Origin of the sequence: Tenacibaculum sp. Bg11-29, from assembly GCF_002836595.1 — a bacterium.
Lineage (GTDB): Bacteria > Bacteroidota > Bacteroidia > Flavobacteriales > Flavobacteriaceae > Polaribacter.
Genome location: NZ_PJBB01000003.1, coordinates 3433559 through 3457490, shown reverse-complemented (window position 1 = coordinate 3457490; position 23932 = coordinate 3433559). Strand labels below are relative to the sequence as shown.

Genomic DNA, 23932 nt, shown 5'->3' with positions numbered 1-23932 from the left:
TTTTAAATTTTACTTTTTTTAAGCGTATTATTCTATTCCAAAGATTTCTTTTAATAGACCTGCACCTTCACCTATTGCATCATCATGACCTGCACCTTCAACCAGAATTACATTCGCACCTTTATCATTTAAAAATTGAACTTCTTGTTTTGAAAGTGGTCCAGCTACCTCGTCTCTATCACCATAAACATAGGTTACTTTTGAAAGGCTTGAAATGCTGTTGAGTTTATCAGTATACCGGTTAAATGCTAATCCTGCAAGTAATTTCCCCATATTTCTTTCTTCTATGTTATCATTATTAGGATCATTGTCTAATTCAATTGTATAATTGCCATCATTGTCATAGACATGATATGGAAATTCACCTTCACTAAGAGCTTGCCAAGCAGCGTCATCCACATTTAGGCGATTACCTAGTATAAGATAGCCATCAGCAATATCAACTCCATATGTAGCTATCAATTCTTGGACAATTAAACAACCATACGAAACCCCAAGGACATAGACTGTTTTTCCTTGTTGATTATTGAAGAAATCAACAACACGTTTTATATTAGAGACACTTTGTAAATCATACTCTTTTGCTTGCTCAAAAGTAATATCAGAACCTGTGAATAGCATTGGGTTTTTTGTTTGTACCTGATGCACCATGACATACAATGCTGATTGAATTCCTAGTTCAGTTACTATTTGATTTGAAGCTTCATCGTCATCAAGTTCAAGTCCAGGGCCTCCCTGAGCATGAATGACTACAATGTCTCCTTCTAAATTTCCATAAAATTTAGCAATATCTAAAACTTCATCAAATGTGTTTGAAGATTTAGGAGTGTCATCATCATTATTACAAGACAAAAAGGAGGTGAATAAAATAGTGCAAATAATTAAATTTAATCTGTTTGTATTTTTCATGTTATTTTGTTTTGAGACAAAAAAAGAGAAAAAGACACTTAAAAAAATAATAATTTGATAACCGTTGGATAGTTAGTGATGAACGTAGAAAATTAACATAGCATTAATAAATTATATGTTTCTTTGTTAATATGCGTAAATTAAATACAACTAAAACAACTTTATTCGCTGGACATATTCTGTTTTGGCTATTTAACTATTGGTTAATAGCTTTTGCTACTAAGCTTAATTGGAATGGGTTTACTTATGATTCAGGTAGTTTTCAATATGCATATCTCTACGGACTTTTTTTTAATGCTCTTTTGTTTTACTTACAAATTTTTTGGTTGTTTCCAAAAATATATATTCAAGATAAAAAAAGGATGTTTTATGTAGTTTCGATTTTTATAATTCTTTTAGTTTCTTTAACTGAAGCTTATTTTGATTATTTGCTTCTTAATTTTTACGGTGTAAATGACCAGCCAATAGATGCAAATTTTAACACTAATACAATCGTTCATATACTATACAGTATTGCGGGGTTTTACTATATTCTGAAATTTGAATACAAAAAATCAGAAAAATTAAACCAGGCTTTGTTAGAAGAAAACTATAAAACAGAATTAAAATATTTAAAAGCACAATTAAACCCTCATTTTTTATTTAATGGTATTAATAGTGTTTATCATTTAATTGGTAAAAACGATACCTTAGCGAAAGAGACTTTACACCAGTTTTCTGACTTATTAAGGTATCAACTCTACGAAAGTAACACTCATATTTTGTTAGAAAAAGAATTAGACTTCGTAATGAAGTATATAAAAATTGAAAAAACTCGAAGGGGTTCAGATATTCAATTGAATTATGATATTAAATCAGGAAACTCGAAATTAAAAATAGCTCCCTTATTACTTATTCCTTTTATTGAAAATGCTTTTAAACATTGTAGTAATCATATAGATAGTAATGCAAATATCATTAGAATTAAAATTGAAGAAGCAGAAAGGAAGATTCACCTCAATGTAGTAAATAGTTATGATGAATCAATATATGAGAATAGAATTGGTGGAATAGGGCTGGTCAATGTAAAAAAACGGTTATCATTATTATACCCAGATAAACACCAATTGGACATTAAAAAAAACAAATGTAATCATATAGTAAACCTATATATTAGTTTATAATATTAATATGAAACAACTCAATTGTTTAATTATCGATGATGAGCCTATTGCTAGAGAAGGCATTGCAGACTATTGTAAAGAGATTTCGTTTTTAAATGTTATTGCTTTATGTAAGAATGTGTTGCAAGCAAACCATTATCTAGAAGAGAATCAAATCGATTTAGTTTTTCTAGATATCAATATGCCCATAGTTTCAGGTATTGATTGGTTAAAAGGCTTAAAAAACTCCCCTTCAGTTATTATGACAACTGCATATGAGGAGTATGCTCTGGAAAGTTTCACATATAACGTTTTAGATTATTTAGTAAAGCCAATTTCATTTGAGCGTTTTTTACTGGCAGTTAATAAAGTTAATAACTATTACAGTCATAAAACTGAAGCCAAAGTACTGTTTTTGAAAAGTGAAAAACAGCTTAAAAAGGTAAACTTAAACGATATTTTATTTGTGGAAGGAATGCAAAATTATATTAAAGTAGTAACACCAGAAGAAACCATTATTACACATATGTCTTTAAAGAGTTTTAAAGACCAATTACCAGAAGGTAGTTTTATTCAAACGCATAAGTCATATATAGTTTCAAAATTCAAAGTAGATAAAATTATAGAAAATCAAATTATTATTGGTGATTATGAAATCCCTATAAGCATTCGTTTAAGGAAAATAGTTTTAAATAGTTTTTAAATCATGGAAGAGGCATTCGATGGAGTTCTTAAATGTTTTACAACGGTTTTGTATATGAAAAGTAGCAAATTAATGTATACTATTTTTCAATTTAAAACAAAGATAACAGTTAAGAACTAACTTTAGATTTAGCTCTTAACTGCTATTCTTTATATACGTTGGTGGCAATAGTTTTTTTTTTTTTTTGCAAACACTTTCCTCCATTCAGTAGCATCATACACAAGTTGTGATTCTTTAATTAATCCGTTTTCTATTCTGAACCATTCTGAACCAAAATTATTTTCTAACCCTTTTACGTCGGATTTGAAATTATAGAGAACAGCGACTGATTCACCATTTTCTGCCACTTTAATAATTTCAACTCCAGTTAAAACTTTTCCTAATTCTTGTGCTGTTACTAAAAATTCCGCCTTCGAATTATTTTCTTTCGTTGGGTCTTTAAATCTATAATCGTCAGCTAATAGTGCAATTGATTCAGATAGTTTTTCAGGGGAATTAAATCCACTTAAGAATGTCTCTACAATTTTCGTGTTTGTCATAATGATAATTTTCATATTAAATAATAGGACAAATTTCCGAAAAATAAACTTTTTAAATCTTGGTTTTTACCAAGATTTAAATTTGAACAGAATTGTACAGTTTACTAAAATTGGTAGCATCGATTCGTAAATAGGAGGCAATATCCTTTTGTGCTACTAGTTGAAATAAGTGAGGACTTCTTTTTGCGAATGTTTTAAATCTGGTTTCAATATTGTGAGCTAATAATTGATGGTGTCTTTCCATTAGTCCTACTAAAATTTTTTCTATAAAAATTCTGAAAAGAGTTTCTAGCTCTCTATGTTTTCGTATTTGTTTTTCGTGGTTTTTGTAAGATATCCGAAGGAACCTACTAGACGTAATAGTTTCTAGGTGATATTTAGATGGGTTTTGTGTGAGAAATGACTCCATTAAACCGCTAAATGATGGGGCATATGAAAAAAAGAGAATGTGTTGTTTTTCGTCATTTAGAAAATAAGCCTTTTGAATTCCTTCTTGCACAAAATAAAGATAAGATTCCGTTTTATCCTTTTCCGATAATACTGTTTTTTTTGGTACGGTATATTCTTGCCAATAAGAGAGGTATTCATCCAATATATTGTCGGGTACTTGGTGTATTTCTAAAAGGAATTTTTTCAATGCTTACTAGTTTTTTAATGTCTTGTCCTGAAATACGGCTACAGGTTAAAATTGATTTTACGCTGATAATTTGTATACCATATTCGGTGTTTTATAGTTTAAAGATAAGTGTAATCTTATTTCATTGTATAAATTAATTGCACTTTTTGCAGCCCTCTTTGCATGTGCTACGTTTTCAAAGGTTTGATCGAGATAAAATTCGTCTTTTAATATTCCGTTTACGCGTTCAGCCATGGCATTTTCGTAACAATGATTTTGTTCAGTCATACTAATATCTATCTTTTTTCTTTTAAGTATTTGTGTATAAATATTGCTACAATACTGTATTCCTCTGTCAGAATGATGAATGAGCTGTTTAATGTTCTTAGCTTGATAAATGGCTTTATTAAGTGCTCTCACGCATCCTTTTAATTCTAAGCTGTCACTAAGATCATAACCTACTATTTTCCTAGAATACATATCCGTTATTAAAGCCAAATAGCAAAACCCTTTTATGGTTTTAATGTATGTGATATCAGATACCTAAACTTGATTAGGTCTATTAATTTTCATGTCTTTAATAATGTTATTGTACTTATAAAAACGATGATACGAATTGGTTGTTCTAGCACTAGTTTTCTTTCTAAGAGTAAGCATTTTATACTTTCTAAGTACTTTAAATAACGTGTCCCTACCAATTTTAATATTGGCATTAATGAACTCTTTATCTAGAGACCTAATAAGTTTACGTACAACTTCTCTAGGAAGAGATTTGCGTCTTTTTCTAACAATATTTATAATCTGTTGTTCTAGGATTAAACGTTTATCAGTTCTTTTTTTATACTTGTAATAAGCATTACGTTTAAGTCCAAAACAATTAGATATGGTAGTTAAAGAAGCAAACCCCTTAGATTTCTCTTTGGTTTTTATTAAGGCTTTATACTTAGCTTTTTTTTTAGTTCATTAACAGATTTATAACCTAGATCTTCTGCTGCTACTTCTAGATAAGAATCTTGTACCATAGCATCCAGATCCTTTTTAAGGAGTAGTTTTTTAAGTTGTTCCACCTCTTTTTGAAGTGCTTTAATTCTAGATATTTCGTCTTTAGTTTCCAATTTTACTCTGGTATTCATTAAGTCTTTACGGTTGTATTTTTTAATCCACAGATTTACTGTTGTAGGTGCGATAGAGTAGAGTTTACAAAGTTCGCTCTTTGTGTGTTTACCGATAGTAAGTTCGGCTAAAATTTTTAATTTAAAAAGTTCACTGTAACGTCTAATTACTTTGTCATTTCTGTACATAATGTTTAAAATTATGTAGCCTCATTTCAGGACGGGTCATAATTATTGCCAACGTGCTTGTGTATGGTTAGTTGCGTGTTTAAGCAACTAATTTAGTAAACAAATACGAACCAGAGAAAATTCCGAAGGAATTTTCCAAATAAGCACTTGTCAAAGAAATTAATTATACACGTTAGGCACTGTGTTTTATATTTCTATTTTATAAATTTCTTTAACTGCTTTTCTCAAAAGGTATATTCCAAAGACAAAGGTTACAATCGTAAATATAATTGCGCTTTCTCAATTCCAAGTTTGGAGAAGAAATAGACCTTCCTTTCAATTTCAACGTTATTATATCAACTAACATTGAACACTACATAAATTCGTCGATAAATATTTGAAAAGGATATAAGTTAACTATTGTTTCTCTTAATTGTATTTCATTTTAATTAAAAGACTTATTGAGTTAATACTTAAATAATTCTCTTAATGGATTTCCAGTATTTCCACTTGGCAATTGAAGATTGAGCATCATTGTAAGGGTTGATGAGATGTCTATAGGTGAAACTTGCTTTACTGATTCCCCAGAAGATATTCCGTTTCCAAACCAAAGTAAAGGCACATGGGGATCATAACCATATCCCGAACCATGAATGGTTCCCTTTACTGAAGACACGTCGATTTCAGAATCATCATCTTGAACGAAACCAGTATTAAAAGTTAAAATTACATCTCCAGATCTTTTTTGATTATAACCATTTTGAGCATGCTTTTTCAAGCCCGAATTATATTGACTGGTTTGCGTGATATGCAGTTAAAGCACTATTAATTCCTTCAATATTTACCAAGAAATCAACTGCATCTTGCTGGATATTCTTTAGTTGAACTCCCTTTTCTAAAATAGCATCTCTATTTAAATATAATTGTTCATCATCAAAATTTTGAATCCACGTGTCTTCTCCGTATTTAGTGTTTAAATGTTTTTCTAATTGGTCTTTATATCTAGTCATTCTTACTACTCCTGTTGGTATGTTGATATCATTTAGATAAGACGCAATAGGAATCACTCCGTGATCTGAAGTCAGAAATAGAGTATACTCTCCCTTGCCAATATTCTTATCTAAATATTTTAAAAGCTTACTTATTTCATGATCTAATAGTATATAAATATCTTCAACATCTATTGAATTTGGGCCAAAACATGTCCAGCTTTGTCGGTTACAAAATAGCTAATAGTTAGCATATCGGTATCTTCATGATTGCCTAAGTCTTCATTTTTAATGGCATCTATAGCAAATTCAGTGAGCAATTTATTTCCTGCTGGAGAAAACCCTAACATCAAATATTCTATATTTCTTTTTCTGTATTTTACGCGAAGTTTTCTAAAGTCATAAGGAAAAGTAGGGTTGTCTTCTCGAAGAACAAGCTCATATTTATTGTTATCTCCATAACTTTTAATATAACTCTCTATTGGGTAAAACGTATTCCAAACCGTATCTAAATATTTACTTGATTTTTCTAATTTATTAAACTTACTAACCCATTTGGGTAACTTATCCATATAGTAAGAACTAGAAACAAAATATCCGGGACTTGTTTCAATATCATGCCAATATGCTGCATTAGCGAGATGACCTCCAGGTAAAACTGCTCCTCTGTCCTTTAATGAAACACTAATTACTTTTGATCTAAAATTAGTATTCATACGAAGTTGGTCAGAAATTGTAGTCGTTAATAACTGTTTGGGAGAGGATCCAATATTATTTTTAATTTTACTACCAATCAATACAACAGTAGTGTTTTCAACACTTTTTGCATATTTATTTTTATAACGATTGAACCAGCTATTGGCTATAACACCATGTGTAGATGGTGTGGTATCCGTATATATTGAAGAATGCCCTGCTGCAGTAACCGTAGGCGTATAGTTATATTGGGTGTTTTTAAAATTGAATCCATCTCGTAAAATTCTTTTAAAACCATCTTCGCTATATTTAGCTGCATATCGATACATTTGTTCAGACCTCATTTGATCTACTACACAATCCCAACAACCAATTTTGGTTTCTTTAAGCCATCAGATTGCCCATAAGAAAAATTAAAATTAATTATATATAGTATTAAAATTGAGATTATTGTTTTTATTAGGGTACTCATCAAATTTTATTGATTATTAAGTCAGTTTATTTATATGTTATAATTTTTCTTTAATTGCTTTTCTCCAAAAGTATATTCCAATGATAAAGGTTACAATCGCAAACATAATTCCGTTCTCCCCAAGCCAGTGTTCAGTTCCTTCAATTTTTTCTATTAAAGGAGGAAATATTTTCTGAATGTATACATTACTTACTGAGTGAAAGATTACTGCTGGCCATATACTTTTAGATTTAAAAGTATAGTAGGTCATAATAAATGACATCGAAATTACAAAAACAAAAAAAGTTATAAATTCTAAAGTGACATTTTCACTGTAATACACTAATATTGGCCAATGCCAGAATGCCCAGATAAATCCAACAAAAAGGGAAACACCGGTAAAAGAAAGAACCTTTCTTGATTCATATATTAAAAAACCTCGCCACCCTATTTCTTCTCCTAAAACCGTTGCCATTGCCCTTGTAACGCCTACAGTTCCTAGTAAAATAGCACCTATGATTACGGCAAACGTTGGTTTTAATGTCCCAATTCCAACTAATCCAAGTTCTGTAGCCCATTCCATAATGTTCTCTTCATTCGACAATCCTCCTAATCCAAAAATCCAGATGAGTATATAAGTAATTAAAACATAAATAGCAGGAATAAAGTAAGACATGCGAATATATTTCCAATCTGCCCATTTCCAATGTATGGAAGAAATAGGTTGTCCTTTTAGTTTTATTGTGATTATTGCAGCTATTGCTGGACACCACATGAGTGCACCAACGTATATTCGAGAAGGATATAAATTAACAATTGCAAGATAAAATGGGGTGCTTACAATTGTAACAATAATTAGGAAAATAAAGATTGTTTTCCAAGTCTCTTTGCGTTCTGATTTTTTTTCTAGCATTTTGGTCTATAGGTCGATTTACTCTTGGAAGAGGATTGGGTATAAGTTTTGTTACATTGTGCCTAACGGCAGTCTGTCTAATAACTTAAAATAACCCCTCAGAGAATCCTGTATTTGTTTTTTTTAAAGATAGCCCTCCGAATATTAAAGTTACAAAAATAGGTTTTTAGACAGTCTGACAGTTAGTGTAAAATGCGTTTTAATGCATTTTTACACAGTGTTAGCACTGGTTTTTCTTATAAATAGGCTGATCCTTATTTAGATTTACAACTATTTTACCAACCACAGTACGTTGTTCAAGGCTATGAATAGCATTTGGTACGTCTTTTAAGGAAATAACTTTTTGTATAGCGGGATTTATCTTTTTATCAGCAATCATTTCAAGCACTGTTTTTATATTTTTTGTAACTTCAACCTCTTGAGTTAAAGCCATAAATTTCTGACTACCACGGTCGAAGCGGCCAAAAAGTTTTAGCTTAAGCATATTGTAAAAATCACCTCCAACTAATACATATTTACCATCTTTCTTTAAAATTTGTTTGTATCTGCCTGGACATTCGAAAGATGCCGTATCAAAAACAGCATCAAACTCATTTCCTTTTAACGCTTTGATTGAGTCCTTTTTTTTATAGTCAACAATCTCATCTGCTCCCCAACCCCTTACTGCGTTAACTTTTTTGGTTGAACATATTGCAGTTACATAGGCTCCCTGAGCTTTTGCTATCTGAACACCAAAAGATCCAACTCCACCAGAGGCACCATTAATCAACACTTTATCTCCTGGATTAATTGAGCAAAGTGTTATTCCCATCATTGCAGCCTGGCCAGATATAGGCACAGTTGCGGCTTGCTCAAAAGAAACGGTTTCTGGCTTCTTGACCAAGTGTTTAGCATTTACGATTGCATACTCTGCAAAACCTCCTCCAAAGGATTTGCGAATATCAGCTACGATTGCATCACCTACTTGATAACCCTTAACATTTTTACCGATGAGTTGAATCGTTCCAGCAATGTCCATTCCTAAGATCCTTTTTTTCTTAGAAGGTCTGAACAGTCCAAAAACCATCCGAATAATAAAATAATTTGCTCGGACAATATATCTATCGGCAGCATTAATAGAGGCACATTCAATTTTCACTAAAACTTGATTCTTGTTGGGCTTAGGTATTTCCCTATCATCGACAAGTTCCATTACTTCTTGAGGGGCACCATAGTTTCGGAAAACAATAGCGCGCATCAATTTGGGTACATATTTTAAAGATTGCATGTTTTTTTATTGCAATTTATAGGGAAATGATGATTCAGCCTTTGCCTGTGAGCTCAATCATTATTCACAGAGGTTCTTTCTAAATTTAGTAGGCGAATAGCCATATTGATCTTTGAACATTCGCGAAAAACTGGAAGGGTTAGTGAATCCACATTCATAGCAAACCTCTTTTATCGAGCTTAGAGAAAAAGCTAAAATTCTTTGTGCCTTCTCTAACTTTTTTTGAGTGATGTATTTAGCTGGTGTGCTGTCATATATTTTGTTGAATTTTCTTTTGAAGGAGGCCATACTGTTGTTTGTCATAGCCGCCAAACGCTGAAGGTCTAATGGCTCATACAGATTAGAATCTATGACTTCCCTAAATGAAAAAGTTTTATCAGAAAATAAACTTCTTATGATTATATTCAAGTTTGAAGGTTCGTCAGTTTGCAGGAGAAGTAGAATAATTTCTTTTAACTTGAGTACCAAAATTTCTTCGCTAAGTACATTTTTGTGTTCGAAAAATTTAGCGATATAAGAAAAATAAGCCTTTACAAGGGCTGTAGCATCTTCTTGGGATGTATCCTTTTTTAATGGATGATCCAATTCTTTCCAAAATTTCGGCTTTTGACCATCAAAAACTTTTTGTAGCACCTCTCGATTAAAATGAACTACAATAGCACTCAACCTTCCAGATTCAATTGTTGAGAGGCTACGATCGACTGTTTTACCACATAACGAAAGGATAACTGTGCCCTTTGTAGCTAAAAACCCTGATTTTGTTAAGTCTTGCTCATCACCTTCTAGAATATAAGCAAAACAAGATTCAGCTGGTAAATCAAATCCTCCCTCTATAGGCGTTAGTAATTCATACCATGTAAATAACGGTTTTTCATAAAGTAGGATTTGATTAAATTTATTCACCATAAAGTTTATCTCTTATTCTCAGTAAAATTCTTTTTTTTTGCTGTATTCAAGGTTCTAACGCAACAAATGGTTTTGTGTATGAGTAGTAGCAATTTTAAAGGCACTACTTTTCGGGAAGTAAAATACAAAATAAAAAGTAATAGCGATTTGAGTTATAAACCAAATCGCTACTACTCATACACGTTGTTATACAACGTTTTTACTGCTAAAATTGATAGCCAATACGTAAGTGCAAATTTATAGCAGTTTCTCCTTTGTTCTTTGTAAATTCAGCATTTTAGAAAAATAATGAATATAACCAACCAATTCCAGGTTCATAGTTAAAACACTCCATTTTAATTCTTTAAACTAAATCATCAGCTTTTAATAAAGAATTAGATCATACTCTTAAAAATATTGAGTTAAGTCGTTAATCTTGCCGTTAAAATTTATATTTACCGCTCAACGAAAATAGACTAGGAGTTCCATATGCACCAATAACAGACTTATTAAAATGCAGATCATGGTCAAATTGTATAAAGAAATTTTTTTCAACATCATAACCCATCCCGTTTTTAAATTTTAATTGTGGTGGCGGAAGATTTAATTGTAAATTATCACTTTCTGATTCTAATTCTATTCCTGAAAAAAGATAAAGTTTATTTGTAATATAAAGTTTAGTTATAATTGGTGTTTTAAAAACATTTGCCAACAAATAAGTATCGTAAAACCCATGCAGTTCTACTGAAAACTTTGACTTTATTTTATAACGGAATACAAAATTTGAATGTTGTTCCTTGCTAAATAAATCTATAGGATATGCAAAATCATGGAGTGTCAACTGGGGTTTAGGAGTGGTAATATTATTTCTATCTACCCTTTCTTCTTGTGCATTTATTCTAATTGTTGATAAAAGAATTAAGCATAAAACAATAGTTCTAATCATAAAAAGATTGAGTCTCATTTTTAACTTTAAACAATTTTTATTTTTCATAATTATCTTATTGAAAGGTATAACTTGTACGAACTACTTGGGTTAATCTAAAGTATCCATGAGCATAATTACCAGCGTTATCTATATTTACACAATTTCCTTTTACGATGGCAGGAGTTTGTCCAAAAACACCATTACCTTCTGATTGCAGAATAAGTAAATTTATATAATTGAAATAATCTCTAGAGATACCAAAAAAATCAATATATATAATATCACCGGGAACAAATTCCTCTTCATCTGAATCCTCATCTTTTTCATAAAATACTTTAATTCTATTCCCGTCCCTGAATTCATCATCAATATCAAATAGCCTTGGTAATAAATCTCCTTGCTCTTTAAATTTAAGGAGGTAATAATTATTTACATCTACCGGGTCATCAAATAAAACATTAACATCTAGCGCATTATTATCAAAACCTCCTTCATTAGATTGGATAACTTCAGCTATATCCACAACTGGTATTAAAGTTTCTGTAGCTGAGTAACGTTCCTCATTATATATAACTTCCAATGTATAGGATTGGTTAAGCACAGGGACAAAATTTGAACTGGTATACTTCCCATTATTTTGGTTTATAAAAACAAATTTGTCCAAACTATTATTATTTATAACAATAACAGAAGCATTGTTAACACTTGCATTTGATGTTGTATCAAAATAAGGTATTGAAGTGCTTAATTTAATGGTTTGTTCATTTCCTATAGTTCCTTTTTCCCAATCCAAAGAGGCTTCAATTGTTAGCCTGGGAGATACTGTTTGTAAATTCACGTCTATAACGTCTTCACAAGCTATAATTAGTATAGCTGAAATGAATATTACAATTCTTAAATATTTATTCATTTTCTTAAAATTTAAAGTTATATGTTACTGAGGGTATAATACCGAATATAGAAGTTCTAGTTGCTTCGTTTATACTTGTTTCTAAATTCTGCCCAAAAGAAACTGCTGCTGCGTTTTTACGATTATAGATATTGTAAATACCAAAAACCCATTCCCCTTTCCATTTTTTGTTTAGTTTTCTATTCGGCTTATAAGTCGCAGAAAAATCCAGTCTATGGTAAGCTGTCAATCTATTCGAATTTCTATTGGAGAAGTTGGCTATTGAAAGTTCTTCATATTCGTATTGACTATCTGGATAGGTTACAGGCCTGCCTGTTTGGAAAACGAAATTAGCACCAAAACTCCATTTATCATTTAATTGATAATTTCCTGTTAGAGAAAAGTCGTGGGGTCTGTCATTAGAAGCATTATACCATTTTCCATTATTGATTCCAGGGCCTCCTGCGGTACCTCCAAGTGTTTTTTGTTCTGATTTTGAAAGTGTATAAGCGAACCACCCCGTGAATTTACCTTTATTTTTACGCAGTAATAATTCAAGACCATACGCTCTTGATTCTCCATTTAAAACTTCTGTTTCAATAGTATTTGTAATCAAGTTTGACCCGTCTATATAGTCTAATCTATTATCTACCGTTTTATAATATCCTTCAACCTCTAGTGAATATGATTTCTTTTTGAAATTTTTAAAATAGCCAAAAGCGAATTGGTTTGATATTTGTGGTTTTATGTACTTTCCACTTGGTGTCCATACATCTAATGGCGAAACTGCATTGGTATTGGATATTAAATGAACATACTGAGCCGCCTTTGTATATTGCATTTTTACGGAAGATGATTCATTTAACTGATACGCTAATGATACTCTGGGCTCTAGGTTGCCAAAACTTTTTATGTTTTTATTTTTATCATGGTAAGTCACCCCAATATCTGTACCACTTTGATAAACACCCAACGCATCGTTGTAAATTACGGGCTGGTTGTTTGTGTAATTTGTAATTTCTTGACCTCCTAATCGATTAAACATACTGTATCTTAACCCATATTGAGCGGTAAGCTTATCTGTTAGTTTATGTTCAGCATTGATATACAAAGCGCTTTCAATTGCTTTTTTATCATCAAATTTTAAAGGGTTAATCGAAGAACTTTCAGATGTAGGCGTAATCTGTCCAGGATTAAAATCGTAATAAATACCACTTGCTCCAAAGTTTAATTTAAACGCATTACTCAAATAGTATTTAAGGTCGTATTTTAAGTTGACGTTATTTATTGAAGAAACCCATTCAAATTCACCAATATTAAAATCAATGTTATAGTCGTATTTACTATAAATCAGCGATAGGTTTGAGAATAGCTTATTGTTAAAAATATGATTCCATCTTAGGTTTCCTGATGTATTTCCATAGCCTACTCCAAAATTATCTCCAAAGCCTAGTTTATCCCTACCAAAATAGCCTGAAAGAAAGAGTTTGTTATTTTCATCTAAACTATAATTGGTTTTAAGGTTTAAATCGTAAAAACCAATATCAGTATCGGATTTTGCTGCTTTTAAAAACAAAGTAGCGTACGAGCCTCTACCTGCAATCAAAAATGAGCCTTTATCTCCAAATAATGGCCCCTCTACGGCAAGTCTACTAGAAATTAATCCTATTCCACCAGTAAGTGCTATCCGTTCACTATTTCCATCTTTTTGGCGAACATCTAAAACAGAAGAAACTCTCCCTCCAAAACGTGCGGGAATCCCTCCTTTATATAGTTTAATATCTTTAATAGCATCTGCATTGAATACAGAAATATATCCTAACAAGTGTGAAGTATTATATATTATGGCCTCGTCTAACAAAACCAAATTTTGGTCTACAGCACCACCTCTTACATGAAAACCACTTGTACCCTCAGCGCTACTAGTTACACCAGGCAACATTTGGATGGACTTAACAATATCAACCTCTCCTAGTACCACAGGCATTTTTTTAATCGTTTTGATATTCAATTTAGAAACGCTCATTTCAGGATTTCTGAGATTTACGTGTTTTGTTTCCTCTCCAGCAAGAACTACTTCGTCCAGTTTTGTGGAAGATTCGATTATTTTAAAATCTAATTTCTGATTTCTATCAAGTAGAATTTCTCTGATAATTTCTCCATATCCTAAATAGGAAACGATTAATGTATAATTTCCTTTTGGAGCTGTGATTGAATAAAAACCATATTCGTTAGTAACCACACCATTTGTTGTACCTTTTAAAAAAATGGAAGCACCGAAAAGCGTTTCTCCACTGCCTTTGTCCAAAATTACGCCACTCAAGGTAAATTTTGTTTGTGCTACTATTGGAGAGCTAAGTAGTAAAAATATAAAGTAGGTTAGTAGAGTAAATAAACTACATGGGTAGCTTTTTATTTGGCGATTTTCATTCATTTTTAATAAATTTAGAATTTGACCACAAATCAATAAATTTATAATGATTTAGATTGACCAATAGAAGCATTGGTGCGTTATTATATGTTAAAAAAAACATTGAATAACTTTAAGAAATACTTTTTTTGAAGTCAGAAGGTGAGAGTCCAGTTTCTTTTTTAAAAATTCTATTGAAACTGGTTCTTGATTTAAAACCGCATTCGGACGCAATTCCAAATAGGTTATAATTTTTATAGCTATCCAAGTTTATCTTGACTTTTACAGCTTCTACACGATACTTATTTATTAAATCATAAAATGTAGTGTTCAAGTATTGATTTAACATTGTGGACAGTTTTTTGTCTGTTGTAGAAAGTTGTTCTGCTAATTTTCCTAATGTCAAATCTTCATCCAAATATGGCTGTTCAGTTTTTATAATAAGTTCAAGTTTGTTTTTCAAATTTTCAAACGCTTCTTTTTTATCAGAAGATAATGTCTTCTTTTTTTTCTTATTAATTTCAGGTTCAATTTCATTATCTAACAAAAAGGTTGGTAATAATACTTTAGATTGATTTACACCATAATATGCCAAATATGAAACTAAAACAATCATAGCTAATACAGAAATATTGTCGATATTCCATTGAAAATTACCAAAAAAGGACTCATATGTTTTAAGGATTAAATCAACACTTATAATACCCAATGTGGACAAAAGCATAATCTTTATCCAATTAAAATCAAACTTCGTCAAGTTCGAATATTTGTATTTGGTTAATTTTTGATATTTTGATAACAATTGTAATGAAATAATCAAATATAGGATGAAATAGAAACTTTCAATTCTAAAAAAAATGAATATAAAATCTTTTAATGCATACGAAAAGACATCAATTTTAAAACTCGTATATAGAAGCGTTGGAATTGTAATACCGAAAGCAAACAATAAAGTAGGAATAAATTGTGGTAGCATATTCCTAACCAAATTATCTTCTTTTAAAAACAAAGACTTTACATATAGAAATAATAAAGGACCTAAAGTAATTTTTGTTATATCATTTGGAAAAAAACAGAGTTTTATTAACCAATTTATATTATGTAACAAAGCATAAAAGTATATAGCTACAAATAACAGAAGTAAAAAAAGTAGTATTAATACTTTTTGAGGTAGTTCTTTAGATTTAATTCTTAATAGTCGCAATAAAATTATTGCAATAATTACGATGCCACCCACCAAAAAGAAATCTAAAATTAAATCCATTAATTAAAATTTAGTTTTTTTCAATGTTTGAAACGTTCATTTGCATAGTTTTCTAATGTATAAAGTTTGTGTTGAGGACTGTTTTTTTATACTGTACAACGTTTATTATAAGAAACATAGGGCAGGTGATAAGCACTACGTTTCAGGTTTGGCACTTAGCCAAATATAATATTTTGTATTTATCTTTTTATTGAAAGTGTCAAATTTTATATTTGGTGGACTTCATAAAAAAAACACAGAACTTTGGAGTTAAAACAAAAGCCCTATGTTTTTTATACATCTTAAGTTAGCAATTTAATAAAAAGATTAAATTTAAGAGTTATAAATCAGAAAGAATAAAAGAGAGAATTAAGGTTAATGTATATGGAGAAGTATTGGTAATAAAAAGTTACGAAATCTCTTGTTTTTATGTTCCTTTAATGCATGCAAACATAATAAAGCATGTAGAGATATTTATGAGCGTATTGTAAACAAAGGAAAGAGTAAAAAACTAGCCTTAATAGCAGCTTCAAATAAGCTAATAAAACAAAGTTTTACAATCGAAAAATCAGGTTTGCCTTATGATGAAAAATATGTTTCCGTTTTGTCAAAATAAGTAGTGTTTATTAAAAAAATAAAAGCTCAAAATACCAAGTAGTAGCATTTTGAATCTAGAATAATATTGCATAAAATTAATGAAGAAAAGATTTGTTTTCTACCTCAGTTCTTTGTTAGCAAATGTTTTTTATTCTAATGCTTGTTCATAAATCGTATTAATTAACTCTCTTATCAAATCGGAATTTTTGTGGTTTATCATTATCACTATTCCCCAATTTGATTTCTTGTCGTAAGCAAAAATCGAGGAACAAGAAAACGTGTCACCTGCTTTATAAAAGAAAGTGTCATTTCCGTTTCGTTCTATTTCTTGTCCGAAACCTATTTCCATTTGGGTGTTTTTATAGAACGTTTTTTCTGTTACTGAAGTTGCTTTTCCAATTTTTCCTTTATTTGACAAAAGTGTTTTTAACAATTTTGTCATATCAAATGTGTTCGACTTTAGCAAACCTGCTGGTGCAAATAATGAATTCCAAACAAAATAATCTTGCTGTACTCCATTTATATCGTGTCCAACAACTTTGTTCTTAACATTGAAATCCGTTGTCAAAGTATTATTCATTTTTGAAGGAACAAGTATTTTTTCCTTTACCAATTTGTCAAAACTTTTTGAGTAGATATTTTCTAACATAATGCCCATTAAAACATAGCTTATATTTGAGTATCTATAATTACCATAATTTGATAATTTCGTACTGTCGTTGACGATGAAATGAATAGCCTCTTTGCTTATGTCTAAAGGCTGTTTAGGATTCAATTTTATAAGTTTACCAAAATCAAAATCCGGCAGACCTGATTGATGGGAAGCTAAATCGGAAATTTTAAGTTTACCTTTTATTTTTTCGGACAATATGTATTCTTTCGGTAAGTAGTTACCTATAAAGTCGTCAATTTTCAATTTCCCTTCGCCTTGGGCTTGTGCTACTAAGTTAGCAGTCAACAATTTTGTAATAGAACCGATTTCATAAACTGTATTTTCGTCCACTTTGAAATCACCTTCCTGACTGATTCTTCCATAATTGAAGAAATACTCCTTTCCATTGTCTATAAACCCTAAACTCATTCCGACTTTTGGATTTTTATTATGGATAGCCTGACAAATTGAATCAATTTTTTTCTCTCGGGATTGCCCAAACGCAAGTTGATCTGATATTAATAAAATTATTACACTAAAGATTATCTTCATATATTATTGTTTTCCTATAAGTCTGGCAATGTTTATTAATGTTACCGAAATGTTGATTTTAATATTTGCTAACGTTGTTGTGTATGATTAGTGGCGTTTTCAAACACATAATTTAGTAAATAAAAACTGAATAGAAAATCCGCGAGGGTTTTCATAAATAGGCGATAACTAGCCATTAATTATACACGGTGTTAGCAAATCGTATTTTATTCTTTTTCAAAACATTGTTGTCCAATTGCACCACCTCCAAATTCTAAAACAATATTTCTCTCATAATAAACATATAAACAACCATCATTATATTCAGATTGTTCTTCTTTACTCAAATCGTTTTTAAAGAACTTATATGAATATTTTCCCATTCCGCTTCTTGCAAAACCAACTGTAGTTATATTTCCGTTTTTAATTGAGTTACAATTAGCATTGTCAAGTAAATTTTTAATATTCATTAAAGTCTTTTTATTCCAGCCCAAAGTGTTTATTTGTTCCAATAAAACTTCTGAATTATACGGTAAATTTGATTCTCTGAATTTTTGGTCAATTCCGCCATTTTTGTTTTTCCGATTTGAGTAAATTCGTAAGTCTATACTTTTGTCTGTATTGAAAACAATATCTTTCGGATTAAACTCAATATAGACAATAAGGCTATCGGGAACTAATACAGAATATTCTTTGATAAGTGTTTTTATATTACTCTCGTTTGCTTTTAGGTTGTTTATTTGTTCTTCTTTACTACTTTTATTCATAGAAAGTATCATCAATAAAAATTCCCTTTCTTGATTGTTTCCTTCATTAAATGCTTTTGTTAATCCTTCTACTTTAGTTGGATGAACTTTTTTTATAACAATTTTAAATAAAGAATCTTTATTAATATTCGGGTTAAATTTAGGTTCATCTTTTTTAATAACTTTCTTTTTAGGTATTGAGTCATTATCTGTTTTTCCAACAAATAGAAAATCTCCAACAAGAATAGATTTTTCTAATTCCTTTTCAGTATAAGATTTTCCTTGTGTGTTTTTTTGCGATGAACAACTTAAAATCAAAAGGCTAATTAATATGTAGAGAATGTCTTTCGTCATATGTTTGCCAACAACGGGATATATGTACCAGTACATATATTTCTATTATGTTTTAAAACAAATTTAATGAAATTTGATAGAGTTTATGATAATAATTACTGAATTTTAAACATGCAAAATAATGTTTGCAACTCTTTGTTTTAAAGGGGAGGGGGGAAGCAAGTAAATGTTTTAGAGATAAATAGGATATGTGTAGAATTAAACGTTTAATAGACGTTTAATTCTACACATAAAAAAAAGATTTTAAGAGGCGATTGGTATAAAAGGAAATTTTGAGCGCCTTTATCGATACTAAATATATTAAAATTGATAAACCTTTTTAGACCAATCTGTAACATCTTTATAATTAATAAGAAAATTTGTACAGTTTTTAATAGTATAGAAAAAACTGTACAAAAATATTATAATATTAAATATAGTTGTTGGTTTAAACAATAGTATTAATGTGTTACTTAAATAAAGTTTTGATATTTAAGAATAGTTATATAAATATTTTAATTGGTTTCCTTTTGCTTATTCAGACCATTGCGCAATAACTTCCTTTTGCCATTTTCTATTTTTTTTAATAAAAACAAAGTATTCTCCAGAATTTGGTCTATTTAGACTCAAACAGACTCTGTTCATTTCTTTATTAAAAATAGGTTTGTCAATTAGAATATATGGTTCATTGTATAACTCCTTAGTATATATCTGCTTATTTAAAGCAATAGTTGATAAAGAATCAACTGAAACGCCATTTTTAAATAATTTAGAGGTGTTTAATATTTGGTAATTATATTTTGATAAAATTTTTAAATCGAATGTTTTATTTTGCTTTATTTGTTTTTTTATAAAAACAGTGTCTTTTTCCTTTAAATGATGTGATAAATATTTAATATAACTAACCCTTTTAAATTCATTGTCGTTTAAAATAGAGTGTGGTAATTTAGGAAGGAAGTTAAAATCTGAAATCATTATTTTCTGGCTTGATAATAATTTTAAATTTATGGTATCAGATAATATTTCATTTAAAAATTCTACTTTTTCATTGTTTCCAATAACAAATTCAGTTTGCTTTAAATCTTTTTTATCAGAGCAATTCCATAAAATTATTATTAATATTATTGGATAGAAGAGTGTTTTTTTCATATAATTAACAATGTATTTTAAGAATATTAAATATTAATGAAAAGTAAATACGCTTAGATTAAAACTACTTCATCTTCTCAAAAAAGGTTAACTCATAATTTGGTAACAATTTAGGATGTGTAATTTTAATAAAATCTTTTAATACTAAATCGGGCCTAATAGGAGCCAATTCAAAAAATAAAAGTCCGCCAGTAGCTCCTTTTTTTGTTCCCATAGTATATATGTTCCCATTATTTAAAGCATCAAACTCCTTATAAAGTTTGTTAGCACTTTTTAATTGCTCTTTAGTTTCGTACAAACCGCAACCAATCCAATAATCAGCGCTTTTTCCTTTATCTAAAACACTCTCGAAACTTAACTGTAAGCTACCAGTTCCTTTTGTTTCTTTCCATAAATAATTAAGGTTAGCATCTTTTAAATAAGTAGCCATAAAACTTTCACCGGCAGGTACATTCCAAATATCTTTAAACATACTACCAGATATAACAGTAGCAGGTTTTTTTGTAGTGCTTTTAGCTATTTTAGTAGCTTCTATATAGTTTTTTTCAATACTTTTAAAAATGCTATCAGCTTCTTTTTCTTTGTTTAGAAGTACGCCAAAAAGTTTAATCCATTCCGCTCTTCCTAAAGGCGTTTCCTCTAGCCAATCACCATTAAATATAACAGGAATCGCAGCTTTTTTTATGTTTTCGTATAGTTTGCTGTTTGGGTGTAATGAAAAACCAATTACTAACTCGGGCTGTAAACCCATTAAAATTTCGGTATTCATGCTTTGTTCCGATCCAAGTTCTACTATTTTGTTTTCTTCAATCCTTTTTCTGGTTCTTTTAGATGAAATATATTTTGTGTGCGGAAAACCAACTAATTTATCTTCACTATTTAAAAGTTCTAACATTGGTATGTGTGTGGTACTTGTAACAACCAATTCGTTTACAGGAACTTTAATTTCGTTTTTAGCAATGTTCGTTTTATTAGTTAATGTAAATTCAAATTGCTTTTTAGAGTTTTGAAATACTTTTTTGATGATTAATTTTTTCTCACCATTTTTAGTAATAATATCAAAACCCTTTGCGTATTTAATAGGGCTAAGGGTATCAACAATTGTTGTTATATTTTTATTTTCACTGTTTTTACATTGAATTAAAAACAGAGAGATTATAATAAGTAATATAAAATGTTTCATTTTTTTATAGTGTAAATTTTATGATAGCCCCGTAATTTAGTTTTAAATCGAAAGACTTATCTAAAGGTGTTTTGTTTATATATGCCCACAAACTTCTAATAACACCAGCATGGGTAACAATAACAACTTGCTTTTTTTTCAGGGGTTTAAGCTCGTTTAAAAACTGAACAGTTCTGGTATGTAAATCGATATAAGACTCTCCATTAGTAACAGTAACGTTTACAAAATCATTCATCCAAACATCCAATTCAGGTTTGTTAATATCGTCCCATTTTTGCAGCTCCCAATCACCAAAATCGAGTTCTTTTAAACGATCATCAAAAATAATAGTGTCAGAAAGTTTTTCAGCTAAGAGTTTACAACGTTGTAACGGACTTGAATAATAAGCGGTATTAGCATCATTAACTTTAATCGTTTTTAATATCGGTTTAATTTCTTCTGTAAAAGTATCAACAACACCAAGATCGGCCTGTCCGTAGCAAATACCTTTTTCAATATTCGGAGTTGTATGTCTAACTAAAATAATTTCCATAGGGCAAGTATTGATAAATAAAAAACAACTTCACTAACTTGTTGTAATGCTCCAGCGCAATCTCCTGTTTGCCCTCCAATCCATTTTTTGAATAGGCGTGACATATATAAATATGTTAAAAACAACGGAATTAAAACTAAGAATACGCTAATGTCTTTAAAAAATAACAAAGGTAGCATTCCAAAAAAGCCCGAGATAATAAGTGCTTTTGTACTCATTTTTTTAGTTGTAGGCTTCACTTTAGCAGTATCAGCATCTCTAACATATTCGTGCGTGTATAATAAAACGGTAGCGATAAATCGACTAATTGCATGCCCTGATATAAGTAGTAAAGGAATATTTTTTAATACGTTGTTTAATTCGTGTAGGCTTAAAAACTTTATAGCTAACATTGAAATGATTCCTACAACACCATAAGTTCCTAATCGAGAATCTTTCATTATCATTAGAATCTTTTCTTTAGTCCAACCACCACCAAAGCCATCACACACATCAGCAAAACCATCTTCATGAAAGGCACCCGTTGTCCATACCGAAGCAACAATGCTAAGTACAATAGCAATACTGGGATTAAAAAGGAAAGAAGCGCCAGTATAAACAATTGCTGATATTGTACCAACAAGTATACCTACTAATGAGAAATAGCGGCTACTTTTATTTAAAATTTCAGGAGAATGATTTACCCATTTTGGGCAAGGTATTCTCGTAAAAAACAAAACAGCTGTTAAAAAATAATGAATTTGATTTTTCATAAACTAAGCTTCAGATACGTTTGCGCTTTTAAAAGTAGCCATTTCGTTTAAAAAACTAACGGCAGCTTTTACAATAGGAAAAGCAATGGCACTACCAGTACCTTCACCTAATCGTAAACCTATATTTAGTAATGGTTTTGCATTTAAAAAAGACAACATTTGTTCATGACCTTGCTCACCAGAAGTATGGCAGAATAAGCAATAATCTACAATGTTTTTATTGATGGCTTGGGCAGCTAATAACGCGGCAGTAACAATAAAACCATCAATTAAAATGGTCATTTTTAAAGATGCAGCTTCTAACATGGCTCCGCACATCATTACAATTTCAAAACCACCAAAAGCTGTTAAAGCATCCATCGAATTTTGAATATTTTTTTCATGTAAATCTAGTACACCTCTAAGAATTTGTCCTTTTTTAGTAACGCCATCATCATTTAAACCAGTTCCTTTACCAACACAATCTTCAATAGGTGTATTGGTAAAATAACTCATTAATAAAGCAGCAGATGAAGTGTTACCAATTCCCATTTCGCCAAAACCAATGGTATTTGTACCTTCTTTAAATAATTTAGTAACTATTTGTTTCCCTTTATTTAAAGCTAACAAACAATCATTTGTTGTCATGGCTTGTGTAATACTATAATCTTTTGTGCCTTTTGCTATTTTAGCATGTATTAAATTATCATTTTCTTCAAAATTGGCGTTAACGCCTGCATCTACAATGGTTAAATCAATATTATTTTGATTACAAAATACGTTAATAGCAGCTCCGTTATTCAAAAAATTTAATACCATTTGTTGGGTTACCTCTTGTGGATAAGGACTAACTGGTTTTGAATTTACAATACCATGATCGCCAGCAAAAACAACAATACTAGGTTTTGATAAAATAGGAGTGAGGGTATTTTGAATTTGCCCAATTTGTAACGCAATCGTTTCTAAAACACCTAAAGCACCCAAAGGTTTTGTTTTAAAATCAATCTTATCTTTTAGCGCTTCTTTTAGCGTAGTTGAAATTGGTGTTATATTAGTAGGATACATGATTTTATTTTAAAGTTAATGGTAATCCAGATACCATAAAAGTAGCTTTATCAGCTTTTTTTGCAATGTATTGATTTACCCAACCTTGTAGTTCGGTAAATTTTCTGCCAATTTTAGTATCGGCATGTAAACCCATTCCTATTTCATTAGAAATAATAATAATAGTAGCGTCTATTTCAATCAATTTATCTATTTCTTGGGTAGCTAAACGTAAACTTTCTTCTACATTATTTTTAGTATCTACATAAAAATTAGTAAGCCATAATGTAACACAATCAATAACTACCGTGGTGTTTTTAGGAATTACAGTACTTATATTTTTTTCTTCCTCAATAGTTGTCCAACGTTCATCTCTATCAGAAATATGTCTATCCACTCGTTTTTTAAAATCAGCATCCCAAATTCTTGAAGTTGCTAAGTAATAAGGAGTATTAGATAGTGACTCTGCTAATTGTTGAGCGTAACCACTCTTTCCAGAGCGTTCTCCGCCAGTAATATAATATATCATGTGTAAAGAAATAAATTGAAAGCAAAGATTGTAAAGATTTTTTAG

At 30.2% G+C, this 23932-nt stretch carries 23 protein-coding genes and 2 pseudogenes; 3 read left to right on the top strand and 22 right to left on the bottom strand.

The features are described from left to right. Positions 1-27: 27 nt before the first annotated feature. A complete protein-coding gene (locus tag CXF68_RS15770) occupies positions 28-909 on the bottom strand; it encodes an alpha/beta hydrolase (RefSeq protein WP_157821958.1) in 882 nt (293 codons plus the stop codon). Between the two features lie 131 nt (positions 910-1040). Between CXF68_RS15770 and CXF68_RS15765 the strand changes: the two genes are divergently transcribed. Together CXF68_RS15765 and CXF68_RS15760 are read left to right on the top strand one after the other, a co-directional pair. Beyond that, on the top strand, positions 1041-2072 hold the full coding sequence (locus tag CXF68_RS15765; protein WP_101046083.1) for a sensor histidine kinase: 1032 nt from the start codon (positions 1041-1043) through the stop codon (positions 2070-2072). A gap of 7 nt (positions 2073-2079) precedes the next feature. After that, the gene (locus tag CXF68_RS15760) at positions 2080-2754 is read left to right on the top strand and encodes a LytTR family DNA-binding domain-containing protein (protein ID WP_101046082.1); all 675 of its coding nucleotides are present in this window, start codon (positions 2080-2082) and stop codon (positions 2752-2754) included. 149 nt (positions 2755-2903) lie between these two features. Here the strand turns inward: CXF68_RS15760 and CXF68_RS15755 are convergent, their stop codons facing one another. From CXF68_RS15755 to CXF68_RS15690, 13 genes and pseudogenes are all read right to left on the bottom strand, one after another. Beyond that, the gene (locus CXF68_RS15755; protein ID WP_101046081.1) at positions 2904-3293 is read right to left on the bottom strand and encodes a nuclear transport factor 2 family protein; all 390 of its coding nucleotides are present in this window, start codon (positions 3291-3293) and stop codon (positions 2904-2906) included. A 76-nt stretch (positions 3294-3369) separates the two neighbouring features. Next, on the bottom strand, positions 3370-3930 hold the full coding sequence (locus CXF68_RS15750; protein WP_101046080.1) for a Crp/Fnr family transcriptional regulator: 561 nt from the start codon (positions 3928-3930) through the stop codon (positions 3370-3372). 57 nt (positions 3931-3987) lie between these two features. After that, complete coding sequence (locus CXF68_RS15745; protein WP_101046079.1) at positions 3988-4443, bottom strand: IS3 family transposase; 456 nt, start codon at positions 4441-4443, stop codon at positions 3988-3990. Positions 4444-4838: 395 nt separating this feature from the next. Further along, complete coding sequence (locus CXF68_RS15740) at positions 4839-5210, bottom strand: transposase (protein ID WP_101046078.1); 372 nt, start codon at positions 5208-5210, stop codon at positions 4839-4841. A 445-nt stretch (positions 5211-5655) separates the two neighbouring features. Beyond that, positions 5656-5967 carry a hypothetical protein gene (locus CXF68_RS15735; RefSeq protein ID WP_101046077.1) on the bottom strand — a complete coding sequence of 104 codons (312 nt, stop codon included), beginning with the start codon at positions 5965-5967 and terminating at the stop codon, positions 5656-5658. Between the two features lie 7 nt (positions 5968-5974). Further along, positions 5975-7203, bottom strand: a pseudogene (locus CXF68_RS15725) (alkaline phosphatase family protein). A gap of 180 nt (positions 7204-7383) precedes the next feature. Then, on the bottom strand, positions 7384-8238 hold the full coding sequence (locus CXF68_RS15720; RefSeq protein ID WP_101046074.1) for a CPBP family intramembrane glutamic endopeptidase: 855 nt from the start codon (positions 8236-8238) through the stop codon (positions 7384-7386). Between the two features lie 220 nt (positions 8239-8458). After that, positions 8459-9505, bottom strand: a complete 1047-nt coding sequence (locus CXF68_RS15715) for an NAD(P)-dependent alcohol dehydrogenase (protein WP_101046073.1) — start codon at positions 9503-9505, stop codon at positions 8459-8461. 60 nt (positions 9506-9565) lie between these two features. Then, positions 9566-10411 carry an AraC family transcriptional regulator gene (locus tag CXF68_RS15710; RefSeq protein ID WP_101046072.1) on the bottom strand — a complete coding sequence of 282 codons (846 nt, stop codon included), beginning with the start codon at positions 10409-10411 and terminating at the stop codon, positions 9566-9568. Positions 10412-10832: 421 nt separating this feature from the next. After that, complete coding sequence (locus CXF68_RS15705; RefSeq protein WP_101046071.1) at positions 10833-11384, bottom strand: hypothetical protein; 552 nt, start codon at positions 11382-11384, stop codon at positions 10833-10835. Positions 11385-11391: 7 nt separating this feature from the next. After that, positions 11392-12111: a DUF4249 domain-containing protein gene (locus CXF68_RS15700; RefSeq protein ID WP_232771671.1), complete on the bottom strand. Its 720-nt coding sequence runs from the start codon at positions 12109-12111 to the stop codon at positions 11392-11394. A 121-nt stretch (positions 12112-12232) separates the two neighbouring features. Next, positions 12233-14641: a TonB-dependent receptor gene (locus CXF68_RS15695; protein ID WP_101046069.1), complete on the bottom strand. Its 2409-nt coding sequence runs from the start codon at positions 14639-14641 to the stop codon at positions 12233-12235. Positions 14642-14750: 109 nt separating this feature from the next. Next, positions 14751-15881, bottom strand: a complete 1131-nt coding sequence (locus CXF68_RS15690; protein WP_101046068.1) for an AraC family transcriptional regulator — start codon at positions 15879-15881, stop codon at positions 14751-14753. A gap of 373 nt (positions 15882-16254) precedes the next feature. On the opposite strand from CXF68_RS15690, the pseudogene CXF68_RS21045 reads away from it, so the two are divergent. Beyond that, positions 16255-16476 (top strand): annotated as a pseudogene (locus CXF68_RS21045) (IS110 family transposase); the annotation flags it as partial. A 129-nt stretch (positions 16477-16605) separates the two neighbouring features. On the opposite strand, the gene CXF68_RS15680 reads toward CXF68_RS21045, so the two are convergent. The 8 genes from CXF68_RS15680 to CXF68_RS15645 all read right to left on the bottom strand — a co-directional run bounded on the left by CXF68_RS15680 (position 16606) and on the right by CXF68_RS15645 (position 23887). Further along, the gene (locus CXF68_RS15680) at positions 16606-17661 is read right to left on the bottom strand and encodes a serine hydrolase (protein ID WP_101046067.1); all 1056 of its coding nucleotides are present in this window, start codon (positions 17659-17661) and stop codon (positions 16606-16608) included. Between the two features lie 206 nt (positions 17662-17867). Continuing rightward, positions 17868-18776 carry a hypothetical protein gene (locus CXF68_RS15675; protein WP_157821957.1) on the bottom strand — a complete coding sequence of 303 codons (909 nt, stop codon included), beginning with the start codon at positions 18774-18776 and terminating at the stop codon, positions 17868-17870. Between the two features lie 477 nt (positions 18777-19253). Next, the gene (locus CXF68_RS15670) at positions 19254-19868 is read right to left on the bottom strand and encodes a hypothetical protein (RefSeq protein WP_101046065.1); all 615 of its coding nucleotides are present in this window, start codon (positions 19866-19868) and stop codon (positions 19254-19256) included. A gap of 64 nt (positions 19869-19932) precedes the next feature. Next, positions 19933-21051, bottom strand: a complete 1119-nt coding sequence (locus tag CXF68_RS15665; protein ID WP_101046064.1) for an ABC transporter substrate-binding protein — start codon at positions 21049-21051, stop codon at positions 19933-19935. 4 nt (positions 21052-21055) lie between these two features. Beyond that, positions 21056-21583, bottom strand: coding sequence for an alpha-ribazole phosphatase (cobC, locus tag CXF68_RS15660; protein WP_101046063.1), 528 nt, complete (start codon positions 21581-21583; stop codon positions 21056-21058). Then, positions 21568-22335: an adenosylcobinamide-GDP ribazoletransferase gene (locus CXF68_RS15655; protein ID WP_101046062.1), complete on the bottom strand. Its 768-nt coding sequence runs from the start codon at positions 22333-22335 to the stop codon at positions 21568-21570. Before CXF68_RS15655 ends, cobC begins: the two co-directional genes overlap by 16 nt. Before the next feature lie 3 nt (positions 22336-22338). Then, positions 22339-23379: a nicotinate-nucleotide--dimethylbenzimidazole phosphoribosyltransferase gene (cobT, locus tag CXF68_RS15650; protein WP_101046061.1), complete on the bottom strand. Its 1041-nt coding sequence runs from the start codon at positions 23377-23379 to the stop codon at positions 22339-22341. A gap of 4 nt (positions 23380-23383) precedes the next feature. Further along, entirely contained in the window at positions 23384-23887 is a 504-nt protein-coding gene (locus tag CXF68_RS15645; protein ID WP_101046060.1) for a bifunctional adenosylcobinamide kinase/adenosylcobinamide-phosphate guanylyltransferase, read from the bottom strand. Between the last annotated feature and the right edge of the window lie 45 nt (positions 23888-23932).

Excerpts from the sequence above, each read along its gene's own strand:
- CXF68_RS15720 (WP_101046074.1), bottom strand. The coding sequence starts at position 8,238 with ATGCTAGAAAAAAAATCAGAACGCAAAGAGACTTGGAAAACAATCTTT.
- cobC (WP_101046063.1), bottom strand. The coding sequence starts at position 21,583 with ATGGAAATTATTTTAGTTAGACATACAACTCCGAATATTGAAAAAGGT.
- CXF68_RS15695 (WP_101046069.1), bottom strand. The coding sequence starts at position 14,641 with ATGAATGAAAATCGCCAAATAAAAAGCTACCCATGTAGTTTATTTACT.
- CXF68_RS15705 (WP_101046071.1), bottom strand. The coding sequence starts at position 11,384 with ATGAAAAATAAAAATTGTTTAAAGTTAAAAATGAGACTCAATCTTTTT.
- CXF68_RS15765 (WP_101046083.1), top strand. The coding sequence starts at position 1,041 with ATGCGTAAATTAAATACAACTAAAACAACTTTATTCGCTGGACATATT.
- CXF68_RS15755 (WP_101046081.1), bottom strand. The coding sequence starts at position 3,293 with ATGACAAACACGAAAATTGTAGAGACATTCTTAAGTGGATTTAATTCC.
- CXF68_RS15680 (WP_101046067.1), bottom strand. The coding sequence starts at position 17,661 with ATGAAGATAATCTTTAGTGTAATAATTTTATTAATATCAGATCAACTT.
- CXF68_RS15645 (WP_101046060.1), bottom strand. The coding sequence starts at position 23,887 with ATGATATATTATATTACTGGCGGAGAACGCTCTGGAAAGAGTGGTTAC.
- CXF68_RS15665 (WP_101046064.1), bottom strand. The coding sequence starts at position 21,051 with ATGAAACATTTTATATTACTTATTATAATCTCTCTGTTTTTAATTCAA.
- cobT (WP_101046061.1), bottom strand. The coding sequence starts at position 23,379 with ATGTATCCTACTAATATAACACCAATTTCAACTACGCTAAAAGAAGCG.
- CXF68_RS15670 (WP_101046065.1), bottom strand. The coding sequence starts at position 19,868 with ATGAAAAAAACACTCTTCTATCCAATAATATTAATAATAATTTTATGG.
- CXF68_RS15710 (WP_101046072.1), bottom strand. The coding sequence starts at position 10,411 with ATGGTGAATAAATTTAATCAAATCCTACTTTATGAAAAACCGTTATTT.
- CXF68_RS15655 (WP_101046062.1), bottom strand. The coding sequence starts at position 22,335 with ATGAAAAATCAAATTCATTATTTTTTAACAGCTGTTTTGTTTTTTACG.
- CXF68_RS15675 (WP_157821957.1), bottom strand. The coding sequence starts at position 18,776 with ATGTACTGGTACATATATCCCGTTGTTGGCAAACATATGACGAAAGAC.
- CXF68_RS15715 (WP_101046073.1), bottom strand. The coding sequence starts at position 9,505 with ATGCAATCTTTAAAATATGTACCCAAATTGATGCGCGCTATTGTTTTC.
- CXF68_RS15760 (WP_101046082.1), top strand. The coding sequence starts at position 2,080 with ATGAAACAACTCAATTGTTTAATTATCGATGATGAGCCTATTGCTAGA.
- CXF68_RS15740 (WP_101046078.1), bottom strand. The coding sequence starts at position 5,210 with ATGTACAGAAATGACAAAGTAATTAGACGTTACAGTGAACTTTTTAAA.
- CXF68_RS15770 (WP_157821958.1), bottom strand. The coding sequence starts at position 909 with ATGAAAAATACAAACAGATTAAATTTAATTATTTGCACTATTTTATTC.
- CXF68_RS15690 (WP_101046068.1), bottom strand. The coding sequence starts at position 15,881 with ATGGATTTAATTTTAGATTTCTTTTTGGTGGGTGGCATCGTAATTATT.